The 14,177-nt window shown below is 50.3% G+C and carries 14 protein-coding genes and 1 pseudogene; 6 read left to right on the forward strand and 9 right to left on the reverse strand.

The genetic code is table 11. The features are described from left to right. Positions 1–9: 9 nt before the first annotated feature. Together mglA and mglC are read left to right on the forward strand one after the other, a co-directional pair. Positions 10–1,530: a galactose/methyl galactoside ABC transporter ATP-binding protein MglA gene (mglA, locus tag SK32_RS02100; RefSeq protein ID WP_048211171.1), complete on the forward strand. Its 1,521-nt coding sequence runs from the start codon at positions 10–12 to the stop codon at positions 1,528–1,530. A gap of 15 nt (positions 1,531–1,545) precedes the next feature. Next, complete coding sequence (gene mglC / locus SK32_RS02105; protein ID WP_003027393.1) at positions 1,546–2,556, forward strand: galactose/methyl galactoside ABC transporter permease MglC; 1,011 nt, start codon at positions 1,546–1,548, stop codon at positions 2,554–2,556. 57 nt (positions 2,557–2,613) lie between these two features. Here mglC and preA read toward each other — a convergent pair whose 3' ends face one another. From preA to SK32_RS02140, 7 genes are all read right to left on the reverse strand, one after another. Continuing rightward, positions 2,614–3,849, reverse strand: coding sequence for an NAD-dependent dihydropyrimidine dehydrogenase subunit PreA (gene preA / locus SK32_RS02110; RefSeq protein ID WP_048211172.1), 1,236 nt, complete (start codon positions 3,847–3,849; stop codon positions 2,614–2,616). Continuing rightward, complete coding sequence (locus tag SK32_RS02115; RefSeq protein WP_048211173.1) at positions 3,843–5,084, reverse strand: NAD(P)-dependent oxidoreductase; 1,242 nt, start codon at positions 5,082–5,084, stop codon at positions 3,843–3,845. Before SK32_RS02115 ends, preA begins: the two co-directional genes overlap by 7 nt. Positions 5,085–5,317: 233 nt before the next feature. Next, complete coding sequence (locus tag SK32_RS02120; RefSeq protein WP_048211174.1) at positions 5,318–5,557, reverse strand: DUF2542 family protein; 240 nt, start codon at positions 5,555–5,557, stop codon at positions 5,318–5,320. Positions 5,558–5,559: 2 nt separating this feature from the next. After that, positions 5,560–6,279: an outer membrane permeability protein SanA gene (sanA, locus tag SK32_RS02125; protein WP_048211175.1), complete on the reverse strand. Its 720-nt coding sequence runs from the start codon at positions 6,277–6,279 to the stop codon at positions 5,560–5,562. A 163-nt stretch (positions 6,280–6,442) separates the two neighbouring features. After that, the gene (gene cdd / locus SK32_RS02130) at positions 6,443–7,327 is read right to left on the reverse strand and encodes a cytidine deaminase (protein ID WP_005129196.1); all 885 of its coding nucleotides are present in this window, start codon (positions 7,325–7,327) and stop codon (positions 6,443–6,445) included. Positions 7,328–7,475: 148 nt separating this feature from the next. Beyond that, positions 7,476–8,171, reverse strand: coding sequence for a CidB/LrgB family autolysis modulator (locus tag SK32_RS02135; RefSeq protein WP_048211176.1), 696 nt, complete (start codon positions 8,169–8,171; stop codon positions 7,476–7,478). Further along, entirely contained in the window at positions 8,168–8,566 is a 399-nt protein-coding gene (locus tag SK32_RS02140) for a CidA/LrgA family protein (protein ID WP_005129194.1), read from the reverse strand. Before SK32_RS02140 ends, SK32_RS02135 begins: the two co-directional genes overlap by 4 nt. A gap of 215 nt (positions 8,567–8,781) precedes the next feature. Between SK32_RS02140 and dusC the strand changes: the two genes are divergently transcribed. Next, positions 8,782–9,726 carry a tRNA dihydrouridine(16) synthase DusC gene (gene dusC, locus SK32_RS02145; protein ID WP_048211177.1) on the forward strand — a complete coding sequence of 315 codons (945 nt, stop codon included), beginning with the start codon at positions 8,782–8,784 and terminating at the stop codon, positions 9,724–9,726. Between the two features lie 59 nt (positions 9,727–9,785). On the opposite strand, the pseudogene SK32_RS25595 reads toward dusC, so the two are convergent. Further along, a pseudogene (locus SK32_RS25595) lies at positions 9,786–10,078 on the reverse strand (SAM-dependent methyltransferase); the annotation flags it as partial. Positions 10,079–10,246: 168 nt separating this feature from the next. On the opposite strand from SK32_RS25595, the gene mdtQ reads away from it, so the two are divergent. Next, positions 10,247–11,686, forward strand: coding sequence for a multidrug resistance outer membrane protein MdtQ (gene mdtQ, locus SK32_RS02155; RefSeq protein WP_048211178.1), 1,440 nt, complete (start codon positions 10,247–10,249; stop codon positions 11,684–11,686). Positions 11,687–11,716: 30 nt separating this feature from the next. On the opposite strand, the gene SK32_RS02160 is transcribed toward mdtQ, so the two are convergent. Then, positions 11,717–12,292, reverse strand: a complete 576-nt coding sequence (locus tag SK32_RS02160) for a DedA family protein (RefSeq protein WP_048211179.1) — start codon at positions 12,290–12,292, stop codon at positions 11,717–11,719. A gap of 162 nt (positions 12,293–12,454) precedes the next feature. On the opposite strand from SK32_RS02160, the gene SK32_RS02165 reads away from it, so the two are divergent. Next, the gene (locus tag SK32_RS02165; RefSeq protein WP_005129189.1) at positions 12,455–13,042 is read left to right on the forward strand and encodes a Yip1 family protein; all 588 of its coding nucleotides are present in this window, start codon (positions 12,455–12,457) and stop codon (positions 13,040–13,042) included. Positions 13,043–13,221: 179 nt separating this feature from the next. Beyond that, entirely contained in the window at positions 13,222–14,169 is a 948-nt protein-coding gene (gene pbpG, locus SK32_RS02170) for a D-alanyl-D-alanine endopeptidase (RefSeq protein ID WP_048211180.1), read from the forward strand. The last annotated feature ends 8 nt before the right edge of the window (positions 14,170–14,177 follow it).

Raw genomic sequence — 14,177 nt, forward strand, 5'->3', positions numbered from 1 at the left:
GGTATAATTATGGTCAGCACTAATACTCAGTCGTCAGGCGAATACTTGTTGGAAATGAGCGGCATCAACAAGTCCTTTCCCGGCGTTAAGGCTCTTGATAATGTCAATTTAAAAGTCCGCCCACATTCTATTCATGCTCTGATGGGCGAGAATGGCGCTGGAAAGTCAACATTATTAAAATGTCTTTTTGGGATCTATCAAAAAGATTCCGGTAGTATTTTATTTCAGGGTAAAGAAATCGATTTTCATTCTGCTAAGGAAGCGCTTGAGAATGGTATTTCGATGGTACACCAGGAATTAAACCTGGTATTACAACGCTCTGTGATGGACAACATGTGGCTGGGACGCTATCCCACCAAAGGTATGTTTGTCGATCAGGAAAAAATGTACCGCGATACCAAAGCGATATTTGATGAACTGGATATTGATATCGATCCGCGTGCGCGCGTCGGCACATTATCCGTTTCGCAAATGCAGATGATTGAAATTGCGAAAGCATTTTCGTATGACGCCAAAATCGTCATTATGGATGAACCGACCTCATCGTTAACCGAGAAAGAGGTTAATCATCTGTTTACCATCATCCGTAAGCTGAAAGAGCGTGGGTGCGGGATTGTGTATATTTCTCACAAAATGGAAGAAATATTTCAACTGTGTGATGAAATTACCGTGCTGCGTGATGGTCAATGGATTGCGACCCAGCCGCTGGAAGGGCTGGACATGGATAAGATCATCGCCATGATGGTCGGACGCTCACTGAACCAACGTTTCCCGGATAAAGAGAACAAGCCGGGAGAAGTGATTCTGGAAGTGCGTAACCTGACTTCTCTGCGTCAGCCGTCGATTCGTGATATCTCTTTTGATCTCCATAAAGGGGAAATTCTCGGCATTGCCGGCCTGGTTGGCGCGAAACGCACCGATATTGTTGAAACGTTGTTTGGCATTCGTGAGAAATCATCGGGCACGATTACGCTCCACGGCAAAAAAATCAATAACCACAGCGCGAATGAAGCGATTAACCATGGTTTTGCGCTGGTCACCGAAGAGCGTCGCTCAACCGGTATTTATGCCTATCTGGACATTGGTTTTAACTCGTTAATCTCCAATATCCAGAACTATAAAAATAAAGTCGGCCTGCTGGATAATTCCCGCATGAAGAGCGATACCCAGTGGGTAATTGACTCGATGAGGGTAAAAACGCCAGGGCATCGTACGCAAATAGGTTCGCTTTCTGGTGGTAATCAGCAAAAGGTGGTCATTGGCCGTTGGTTGTTAACGCAGCCTGAAATCCTGATGCTGGATGAACCTACACGCGGTATCGATGTCGGCGCGAAATTTGAGATTTATCAGTTGATTGCTGAACTGGCGAAAAAAGGAAAGGGGATCATTATTATTTCCTCTGAAATGCCGGAGTTGTTAGGTATTACCGATCGTATTCTGGTGATGAGCAATGGCCTCGTCGCTGGAATTGTTGAAACCAAAACCACAACGCAAAACGAAATCCTCCGTCTTGCGTCTTTGCACCTTTAAGATTAGGGGCTCCTCATGAGTGCGTTAAATAAGAAAAGTTTTCTTACTTATCTGAAAGAAGGCGGAATTTACGTTGTTCTTTTGGTTTTGCTGGCGATTATTATTTTCCAGGATCCCACTTTCTTAAGTTTACTGAACCTGAGTAATATTCTGACGCAATCCTCGGTGCGTATTATTATCGCATTGGGCGTAGCCGGGCTGATTGTTACCCAGGGGACCGACCTGTCTGCAGGGCGTCAGGTCGGGCTGGCGGCGGTTGTGGCGGCAACCCTGCTGCAGTCGATGGAGAACGCCAACAAGGTGTTCCCGGAAATGGCGACGATGCCAATCATCGTGGTGGTGCTGATTGTCTGCGTGATTGGTGCCATTATCGGTCTGGTGAACGGTATTATCATTGCTTACCTGAACGTGACGCCATTTATTACCACCCTCGGTACGATGATTATCGTTTACGGGATCAACTCCCTGTACTACGACTTCGTCGGCGCATCGCCAATTTCTGGCTTTGACAGCGGGTTCTCAACCTTTGCGCAGGGCTTTATTGCGCTGGGCAGTTTCCGACTCTCCTACATTACTTTCTATGCCTTGATTGCCGTGGCCTTTGTATGGGTGCTGTGGAACAAGACCCGTTTTGGTAAAAATATTTTCGCTATCGGCGGTAACCCTGAAGCGGCGAAAGTGTCCGGGGTAAACGTCGCGCTGAACCTGCTGATCATCTATGCGTTGTCTGGCGTGTTCTATGCTTTTGGTGGTTTGCTCGAAGCTGGGCGTATTGGCTCGGCGACCAACAACCTCGGCTTTATGTATGAGCTGGATGCGATTGCCGCGTGCGTGGTTGGCGGCGTGTCGTTTAGCGGCGGGGTAGGAACCGTGTTTGGCGTGGTGACCGGTGTGATTATCTTCACCGTCATCAACTACGGTCTGACCTACATCGGCGTAAACCCTTACTGGCAGTATATTATCAAGGGCGGCATTATCATCTTCGCGGTCGCGCTGGATTCACTGAAATACGCGCGTAAGAAGTAATCGTACAATGTAAAAAGCCCGGTGCAGCGCAATCTGCACCGGGCTTTTTTATCTGCGTTACAACGTTAACGCATGTGCATTCTCGCCAGGTTTAAATTTCACCTCGCCCAGATCAATACAGGCTACCGGGCAAACGTGACCGCACAATAAGCATCCCACACATTTTTCCGTATTGCAGTGTGGTGTACGGGTTTCCTCATTCCATTCCATCGCCTGATGCCCACCGTCGTAACATGAGATGTAGCAGCGCCCACAGCCAACGCATTTATCCAGATGGATGTTCGGATAAACGATGTAGCTACGGTCAAGCTCCTCGGCGGGGATGATATTGCTATTAGCAAGCCCCACCATCTCCTCCAGTGAATCAAACCCTTGATCGGCGAGGTAATGTGACAGCCCGCTGATCATGTCCTCCACAATCCGATAGCCATACTGCATGATCCCGGTGGTCACCTGCAGCGTGGCCGCGCCTAACAGTAAAAACTCGGCGGCATCTTCCCAGGTCTCAATTCCCCCGATGCCGCTAATCGGGAAATCGCGCAGTTCGGGATGCGTGCGCAACTGTTGGATAAATCGCAGGGCGATAGGCTTGACGGCCTTGCCGGAGTAGCCGGAAATACTGGATTTACCGTTGACAACCGGCATTCCGATTTTCCTGTTCAGGTCGATATTAGTGATGGATTTAACCGTATTGATGGTCGCGATACCGTCCGCACCTCCGCGTTTTGCCGCCAGCGCCACTTCACACATATCACCAATATTCGGCGTCATTTTAGCCAGCATTGGCAGAGACGAGCCGCGTTTCACTGCCCGACAATATTTTTCAACCAGCTCAGGGCTTTGTCCTACATCGCTGCCCATAGCATGCGAGGTCATTTGCGGGCACGAGAAGTTACACTCGATCATGTCGGCACCTGCCTCTTCAACCAGGCGGGCCAGTTCCTGCCACTGTTCTTCGTTTTCACCCATGATCGACGCAATCAGGACCTTATCCGGGTAGTCTTGTTTCAGTCGCCGAATAGCAGCCAGATTCTCCTCCAGCGGATGCTCGGCAATTTGCTCCATGTTTTTGAAGCCAATAAAGCCGGTATCTTCTTTGGTCAGATGGTCAAAGCGCGGGGAGACTTCATTGGCAATAAAGAACCCGATCGTTTTAAAAACAATGCCGCCCCAGCCGCTATCATAGGCTTTGGCGCACATCTCATAGCAGTTGCCTACCGGAGAAGAAGAGAGGCAGAACGGGTTGGGAAATTTGACGCCGCAAAAGGTAATAGAAAGATCTTTCGTTAACATGAGCAAGCTCCCTCTAAATAGTGATGAATGGCCTGAGCGGCTTCTTTTCCGGTTTTCACGGCGTATACAACGGTTTTATCGCCTTTAACAATATCGCCCGCGGCAAACATAACCGGATCGGCGGTTTGGTAATTGTGCGTATCGATAAGATTGCGCTGTGGCTTTAACGCGGCAAAATCATCAAGCTGCGCATGTTGACCGACGGCAAGAATAATATGTTCGGCTTCAAACGAGAGTTCTCCTGGCAGGCGTACGTGCTTAAAGGTTACGCGATTTCCACTAACCGCCACAGGCGTGAAACCGTCAATAATTGATACCCCTAATGCCTGGGTGCTGTTGAACTCTTTGTCGCTGGCAGGGAATTCGGCTAGTTCTTCACGCGCGACACAGGTGACGGACGGGCAGCCCAGCAGTTTCAGTGTACTGGCGACATCCATCGCCACATCGCCGCCGCCGATGATCAATGCACTTTTTGCGACGGTAATATCGCCGCTGGCTTGTCGGGCGCGCTGCAGGAAATCGACGGCAATTTCAACGTGATTCGCTCTCTCAAACAGAGGTAACGTTGAACCATAAGACATCCCTACGGTAACCAGTACAGCGCGATATTCAGCTTTGAGTTGCTCAATGGAAAGGGCATGGCCAACTTCGCAATTGCACGTGATGGTCACTCCCATTTCAATGATACGGGCAATTTCATGATCCAAAACCGAATGCGGCAAACGAAACTCTGGGATGCCATAGCGCAACCAGCCGCCTGGCTGAGCCTGTTTTTCGAAGAGGGTGACGTCATAACCAAGATTGCTCAGCGTTACGCTGGCCTGTAATCCTGCCGGACCTGCACCGATAATGGCGACCTTACCCAGCGTTTTTGTTGCCGGCTGATAGATTTTCATCGCGGTTTGCTGTTCAAAATCGGTAATAAAGCGCTGCAGACGCGCGATATCGATAGGTTTATCAATTCCTGAACGCGTACACCCGCGCTGGCATAATTTTTCGGTTGGGCAAACTCGAGCGCACACCGCACCGAGCGCATTATTTTCGCGGATAGTTTCGGCTGCGCCTTTAAAATTACGGAAATAAATGGAGCGAATAAATTTCCCCGGGTCGGTTTGCGCCGGGCAATCCTGGCTACAAGGGGCATCGTGACATAATAAACAGCGGGAAGCCTCTTTTATGGCTAATAAAGGGGTAAAAGCAGGCGTGAGCTCATCCAGATAATTTTGTTGTGGCATATTTTCTTCCTTAATGCTTGAGTAAATTAAGGCAAACCGTTAATAACAAAATATAAAAAGTGAAAGGCTATTCTTAAGGCTAAGCACTGCAGGAAGAGTATTCTGTGAAAGGATTCACAAATAGAAGATAGTTTGAGGGAAATGCTGGCGGGCAGCATTAATCCCTTATATTGAAATGGTAACCATTATCATAATATTAGCTATTCTCAAGTGCTAATATAACGGTAATCTCTTTAGCGATAAAAGACTAAATAAATAACCATACCGAAAGATAAACATCCGCATCCGGCATAAACTAATACATAAGACCAGAACTGTAATGGGGCTTCATTCCGGTAGGCATAAACCGGCTCACGCGCATTCTTCTTAATTTTATCTACCGCGCCAGTACGCCAGCCTTTCCAGGCTTCACGGAAACAAAAGAGGGGAATGAGCAGAAAGGCCAATACGACGAAGAGAGTTTGTACATCCATGCTTATTTTCCTTGTTTCTTTTGTAATTCGAGTAATTGTTCTGCAGTGACTGCCGGATATCCCTGAGCATCGTCAGGTACCTGATGCATGGTCGGGATGGGCACCAGCGGACCTAAAAAACGTGGCTCGCGTTTAAAAAGGTAGAGATCGGCCAGCGCACCAAAGCGAGCACCGAATTCGCGCACCCGCACGGTAAGCATATCTTTTGGCGAAGGTACCGCATAACACTGGGCCTGAATCCCCATATGTAGCGCAATAAACAACGCTCGCTCACAGTGGAATCGCTGGGTAATGATGATGAAATCGTTGGTATCGAATACTTTGCGGGTGCGTACAATCGAATCAAGCGTACGGAATCCTGCGTAATCAAGCACGATGTCAGCGGGATCGACGCCCGCGGCAATCAAGTCTTTACGCATCGTCATCGGTTCGTTATAGCTTTGCTGCGCGTTGTCGCCGCTAAGTAGCAGATAGTTTACTTTGCCGCTGTTATACGCATTTAATGCGCCCTGAATGCGGTAGCGATAATACTGATTGATGACGCCGGTACGGTAGTATTTTGCCGTGCCGAGGACAACGCCAACCTGACGGTAGGGGAGATCCTGTAATTCGTCATAGATATAGGGGGCCGTCTTCCAGCTCATCCATCTGTCGAGTCCAAGCACAGTCAACAGCAGCAAGCCTACCAGGACTAACAGGCTGTAAAACACGCGCTTTAACATGCAGAAAACTCGTTATTTGGATGGAATTTCAATCAGGCTACTGTACCCAACGGCGGAGCGCAAGAAACAGCAGTCTGATTGAGGGGATTTTAGGCATTCTGCGTATTGCCGGATGGCGGTGTAAACACCTTATCCAGCCTACGAACTGGCGTTATTGAAACCATTAACCGAGTAGTACGCGCTCGATATTGTCGCAGCCCAGCGCATTCAGAGTGGCAGATGTCGCGTCCCACTGGATAAGCGCCGCATCCGCTTTTTCTGCCAGCACCGCACGTTGAATGTCCGGATAGTCGTAACCGTTCAGACTCAGCAGGTTTAATGCACCCTGCAACGGTGGCAGCGTTGGGTTGAAGGCGGCGTTTTCAGCATAACTGCCGCTGAAAATTTGACCATCCTTACACTCCAGCGCCACGCCGCTCGGGGATTTGCTGTACGGCATGTGGCATCTGTTGGCGGCGGCAATCGCCGCCTGGGTCAGCGCATCGCCTTGCAGCGCGAAGCCGTGATCCTGGTCATCCATCAACAGCGTTTTGATGTCGAGATCTTTTGGCCCAAAAGCGTCCGGCAGATAGTCGCGTAGTGCGTGTGGTTCACGCCCAGGCAGGTGAATACGTAAATCCAGTCCGCTGTTCAGCTCATTCATAAACTGACGGCAGTGCCCGCAAGGGGTGTAGTTGACGGTAATCGCAGCGAGTCCTTTTTCGCCACGTAACCAGGCATGGCTGATGGCGCTCTGCTCGGCGTGAACGGTTTGCTGCATTGTGGCACCAAGAAACTCCATATTCCCACCGAAATACCAGGTTCCGCTGATACCTCGTGAGATTGCGCCAACGTTGAAGTTGGACAGCGGAGTACGCGCGCAGGCCGCAGCTAAAGGCAGCAGAGCGAATGCCAGCGCGTCTTCGTCCAGTCCCGATTCGCGTTTCAGCAAAGAAACCTGCTCAGCCGTCAGCATGGCGGGGAAATGTACATCCGCCAGAATAGGGGCCAGGGCTGATTGCAAGTTATCCGCGAGTTGGGCAAAAGCAGTTTGAAAACGTGGATGCATGGCGTTGCCTCATAACAATGTAATGGAACCGTAGTTTACGGGCCTGATAGGGCTTTATATGTGATCCAAATCTCATTGTTTATGCAACTGATGAAACTTAAATGAAAAATGTGCAACGCATCGCAAATAAACAGCTTAAAAATGCAGATTAGCCAACCACTGCCAGGATAACCGGGAACAGGAATGGGGCAACCAATGAGGTAATAATCCCGCAAATCACCAGCGCCAGTGAGCTAAACGCGCCTTCCTGGTAGTCCAGTTCTGCACAACGAGCCGTGCCCAGGGCGTGCGAAGCGGTGCCCATGGCCAGCCCACGAGCGGCCTTGGTGCGAATACGCATCGCATTAAGCAGGGTATGGCCAAATACGGCGCCGAGGATACCGACAAAAATGACGCACACTGCGCTGATTGCCGGAATACCACCAATACTGCCACCCACAGCCATAGCAATAGGCGTGGTTACCGATTTAGGCATAATAGACGCGGCAATTTGCGGTGATGCGCCCATCAACAAAGCGATTGTTGTACCTGTTACCATCGCCACAACGCTCCCGGCAAAACAGATTGCGATAATGGATTTCCAGCGGGCACGGATTTGGTGCAGCTGTTCATATAACGGATAGGCTAGCGCGACGACAGCAGGTTGCAGTAAATCGTTCAGCACCTCGCTGCCTTTGAAGTAGTGATCGTAGGGGATACCGGTCAGCATCAGAAAGGGAATAATCACCACCATGGCGACCAGCAACGGGTTCAATAGCGGCATTTTAAATCGCGCTGCCAGCTTACGTGCAGCAAAAAATACCGCCAGGGTGAGGGGTAACGACCACCAGATATACGACATCATTGTTTAGACCCTTTTTGGCCAACGATTTTGCGTTCGCCGTGAACAATGTGCGAGCTCCAGCTCACTACCAGGAATACGACCAGTGTACTGATGGTGCAGGACACCACGACCGGACCAAATTGTGCGCGTAGCAAGTCAAAGTACTGCATGATCCCCACGCCAATCGGGACAAACAGCAGGGCCATGTAACGAATCAGTACGTAGCACCCTGGGTTTACCCATTTTGCTGGTAAGATCTGTAATGCCAGTAATACAAACAGAATCAGCATGCCGATAATGCTGCCTGGAATCGTTATAGGCAGCAGTGATGCAAGAAAAATACCTGCGTAGAGGCAGGCATAAATGAGGACGAATGCGCGTAAATATTGCCAGATAATGTTCAGTGACTTGCTCATAATTGAAACCCTTGACGAGACTGATTCATCATACAATTAAACTTTAAAACGTGCTACCGATCACATCATGAATTCTAAGCATAGTGGAAATAGATATCAGGAACATCAGGCAATGCCCCCAATCAGCATAACCAAATCTGTGCCCGGCGCTGAGACGCTTTAATCTCCTGCATAGAGACGTTACCATAGCGCCTCTCTTTTTTGCGGGTAACAATATGCGTGTTTTACTGGCGCCGATGGAAGGCGTGCTCGACTCACTGGTGCGCGAGCTGCTGACTGAAGTAAATGATTATGATCTCTGTATCACCGAATTTGTTCGCGTGGTAGATCAACTACTGCCGGTAAAAGTCTTTCACCGCATTTGCCCTGAACTTCTTAACGCCAGCCGCACGACATCCGGTACGCCGGTGCGTATACAACTGCTGGGGCAGTATCCGCAGTGGCTGGCAGAAAATGCAGCCCGCGCGGTTGAGCTGGGTTCGTATGGCGTCGATCTAAATTGTGGATGCCCGTCGAAACTGGTGAATGGCAGCGGCGGCGGCGCAACGTTACTGAAGGACCCTGAGCTGATTTACCGTGGCGCTAAGGCCATGCGTGATGCGGTTCCGGCCCATTTACCGGTGACGGTAAAAGTGCGTCTGGGCTGGGACAGCAGTGACAGGCAATTCGAAATTGCTGATGCCGTCCAGCAGGCCGGTGCCAGCGAGTTGGTGGTACACGGTCGAACCAAAGAACAGGGCTATAAGGCCGAGTACATTAACTGGCAGGCCATTGGCGAGATTCGCCAGCGTCTCAATATCCCGGTTATCGCGAATGGTGAGATCTGGGACTGGCAAAGCGCACAGGACTGTATGGCCATCAGCGGATGCGATGCCGTCATGATCGGGCGCGGTGCGCTTAATATCCCGAATTTGAGTCGCGTGGTGAAATATAATGAACCGCGTATGCCATGGCCTGAAGTCGTGACGTTACTGCAAAAATATACCCGACTGGAAAAACAAGGTGATACCGGGCTGTATCATGTGGCGCGTATCAAACAGTGGCTGGGCTATCTTCGTAAAGAATATGTTGAAGCGACAGAACTGTTTCAGGAAATTCGGGCTTTGAATAATTCACCGGATATTGCACGCGCGATTCAGGCCATCACAAGTGTTGCCTGATTTATTGCCGGATGGCGGCAATTTGTTCAACCGATGGACCCCATTCATCCAAACCTGGTTTTATCTTTAATCCACCCCTGGCTGAGCGGCGCGGTATAAATAGGATGTTCAGCGGAGAAAACCAGCATTCCGCACGGTATTAATGATTGGTAAATGGTTTGCAATAATCGTTCTATATCGTGCAAATAATGCAGTGCCAGTGAGCTAAATCAAGAATATTTTTTCCCTGTAGGGGAGGGAACATGGCTTGTATTGTTGGCCACTCTGGTGCGCCGTCGAGTCCCTTTACTGAACGATCCAGCGTGGCATATCCGGCAAAGAATGTCGGGTCATCATAGATATTTTGTGACATTACGCCTCCATTTATAATTTATTGGAATTATTTTGACAGAACCATTTACCATGTATATGTTTTTTTACTATGTGATTTTATTTCAAAAGATGTATTGCCACGCGTAACTAAAAAAGAGAATGCGATAAGTCGTACTCTCTGTGCATCTTTTCTTACCTGTATATTCCCATGAATCGTAACTCTGTTCTTGTTGCAACGGCATGTTTGCCGCTGCTTATTTTGATGGTCGGTTGTGCACCTATGCATGACAATCGTCAATCGCTGTCACAGCAGACGCCCGCTGTGAACGTTGACTCCGCGTTGCCCGCGGCATTAAAAAATGGTTGGCCGGACAGCCAATGGTGGAAGGCGTATCACGATCCACAGCTGAATGCGTTGATTGACAGCACCCTGAAGAATTCTCCAGACATGCAGGTAGCAGAACAGCGCATTCAACTGGCAGAAGCGCAGGCTAAAGCGGTTAAGGCGCAGGATGGTCCAGAAGTTGATTTTTCCGCAGACGTTGAACGTCAAAGAATGTCGGCAGAAGGTTTAATGGGACCATTTGCCATTACCGATCCTGCTGCAGGCACGACCGGGCCGTGGTACACCAATGGAACCTTTGGCTTAACCGCAGGCTGGAACCTGGATCTGTGGGGTAAAAACCGGGCTGAAGTGGCGGCGCGTATTGGCGAGGTGAAAGCGCGTGAGGCTGAACGTGAGCAAACTCGCCAGCTACTGGCGAGCGGCGTATCGCGTTTGTACTGGGAGTGGCAGACACAGGCGGCGCTTAAAACCGTGCTGACGCAGATTAAAACCGAGCAACAGAACGTCATCACCGTCGATCGTCAACTGTATCAAAACGGGATTACCTCTTCTGTCGAAGGTGTTGAAACGGATATCGATTCCAGTAAAACGGAGCAGCAGCTGAACGATGTCAGCGGCAAAATGAAGGTGATAGAGGCGCGGCTGAGCGCACTGACCAACTCGCAATCTTCCGTCATGAAGCTTAAAGCAACGACGCTACCGGCGGTAGAAAGCCAGCTACCGTCACAGCTTGGTTATTCGCTGCTGGCCCGCCGCCCTGATTTACAGGCCGCGCATTGGTACATCGAGTCATCGCTGAGCAGCATTGATGCGGCAAAAGCGGCATTCTATCCGGACGTTAACCTGATGGCGTTTTTACAGCAGGATGCGCTGCATCTGAGCGATTTGTTCCGCCATTCCGCACAGCAGATGGGCGTGACGGCTGGACTGACGCTGCCTATTTTTGATAGCGGCAGACTGAATGCGAATCTCGATATCACGAAAGCGCAGAGTAACCTGACGGTGGCAAATTACAACAAGGCAGTGGTCGATGCGGTGAATGACGTGGCGCGTGCGGCATCACAGGTAGAAACGCTGGCGCAGAAGAACCAGCATCAGCAGCAAATTGAACATGACGCACAGCGCGTCGTGGGGCTTGCGCAGGCACGATATAGCGCCGGTATCATTGCAGGTTCCCGGGTTAGCGAGGCCAAAATTCCGGCATTACGCGAACAGCTTAATGGTCTGGTTCTACAGGGACAGTGGCTGGATGCTTCTATACAGCTGACCAGCGCACTGGGCGGCGGTTACCGCGCCTCCTGATAGTCTGACCCGGCAGAAGCCTCTGTCGGGTCAATTTGCGTGTTCTTTGCGTTTACTTCGCCGTTTCATCCACCAGCGGGCAGCCACTACAACGCCGATAACCAGAACCAACCACACCCCATGTTTAATATGCTGGTCGAGGCTATGCAACCATGGGGCAATCACTTCACCGCCCACATAGCCGAGCGTGGTAAACAGCAATGCCCAGACAAACGCCCCCAGGATATTCAGTGGGATGAAAATCTTCGGTGGCAGGTGGCTGGCCCCAATCAGCAACGGGCCAATGACGCGAAAACCGTACATAAAGCGCGTGCCGACCACAAACAGGTAGGGACGCCGTTGGATCATCTTCTGCGCGTAGTGGATTTTTGCCCGATGACGCGAGAAACGACGTAAGATTTTGCCGCCAAAACGACGCCCAAGTAAGAAGAGTAACTGATCGCCAATCATCCCACCCAACGCGACGGAGAGTACCACCAGCGGAAATTTAAGAATTCCCTGATGCGCAGCAACACCGCCTAGCAAGGTAATGGTTTCGCCTTCGGCAAGGCTGCCAATAATCAGCGCCGCATAGCCGTATTGCTCAACATAATGCGTTATATCCATACGTTGTATGACCTCCACGTTCCATAGCATACACCCAGTGAATAGTTCATGCCGGAAAAGCAGCAACTCAGCGTATCGGTATTTTTCATGTGTACATAAAATAATCAAAAGCTGAATTATACTTGAAGTGTTGAGGTCCGGAGCTGACAAGAAGGGGGCGGTATGAACCATGTCTGGGGGCTGTTTTCCCATCCCGATCGTGAAATGCACGTGATCAACAGCGAAAACGAAAGTGTTTCGCATCACTATACCCACCATGTACTGCTGATGGCGGCAATCCCGGTGATTTGTGCGTTTATTGGCACCACGCAAATTGGCTGGAATTTTGGCGACGGCAATATACTGAAGTTATCCCTGTTTACCGGATTTGCGATGGCAATTCTGTTTTACGGCGTGATGCTGGCGGGTGTGGCCATCATGGGCAGAGTTATCTGGTGGATGGCGCGTAATTACTCGCGACGCCCGTCGCTGGCGCATTGTATGGTCTTTGCCGGATATGTTGCCACGCCGCTGTTTTTAAGCGGGCTGGTGGCGCTGTATCCGCTGGTCTGGCTGTGTGCGCTCGTGGGAACCATCGCGCTGTTTTACACCGGCTATTTACTCTATCTCGGTATTCCAACGTTCCTGAATATCACTAAAGAAGAAGGGCTGAGCTTTTCCAGTTCAACGCTGGCGATTGGCGTGCTGGTGCTGGAGGTTCTGCTGGCGATTACGGTGATCCTGTGGGGTTACGGGTACCGATTGTTCTAGGCGTACAACCTGTCTGTGCTGCGTTGTTGGCGTAAAAGTCAGCAACGCAGCATTTCGAGATGATTCTTCTGTAGCGGCAAACCTGCCGGATCGCTATGATGCCAGAGCTAGCCTGAGATAATCCTTATTTCAGGCGGTGTGCGTTATGACGTGCGTGAACCATTATCAGAAACCTCATCATGCTGAAATTCCGAGTTTCATTATTAAGTCTTGCCCTGGTGCTGGCCGTTCCTTTTGCACCCCAAGCCGTAGCGAAAACGGCGACTACTGCAGCGGCATCTCAACCTGAGATTGCTTCTGGTAGTGCGATGATTGTTGATCTGAATACCAACAAAGTTATCTATTCGAACCACCCGGACCTCGTGCGTCCGATTGCGTCGATTACCAAATTAATGACGGCGATGGTGGTGCTTGATGCACGACTGCCGCTGGATGAAAAACTGAAAGTTGACATCAGTCAGACGCCGGAAATGAAAGGCATCTACTCTCGTGTGCGTCTGAACAGTGAGATCAGTCGTAAGAATATGCTGCTACTGGCGCTGATGTCCTCAGAAAACCGCGCAGCGGCAAGCCTGGCGCACCACTATCCGGGCGGTTATAACGCATTTATCAAGGCGATGAATGCGAAGGCGAAGTCGTTGGGAATGACCCAGACGCGCTTTGTGGAACCGACCGGGTTATCGATTCATAACGTCTCGACGGCGCGTGATTTAACTAAACTGCTGATTGCCAGCAAGCAGTATCCGCTGATTGGTCAGTTGAGTACGACGCGTGAAGACATGGCGACCTTTGCTAATCCGGCTTATACGTTGCCGTTCCGTAACACCAACCATCTGGTGTACCGTGATAACTGGAACATTCAGCTCACCAAAACTGGGTTTACTAATGCCGCTGGTCACTGCCTGGTGATGCGTACGGTTATTAATAACAAGCCGGTAGCGCTGGTGGTCATGGATGCCTTTGGCAAATATACCCACTTTGCTGATGCCAGTCGTTTACGCACCTGGATCGAAACCGGCAAGGTGATGCCTGTTCCGGCCGCGGCGCTGAGCTATAAAAAGCAAAAAGCCGCACAGATGGCGGCAGCGGGTTCAGCGACAGGTGAGCAAACCGCGCAAAACGATTAAACCGTAGG

It is taken from the genome of Citrobacter sp. MGH100 (assembly GCF_001034465.1).
Lineage (GTDB): Bacteria > Pseudomonadota > Gammaproteobacteria > Enterobacterales > Enterobacteriaceae > Citrobacter > Citrobacter youngae.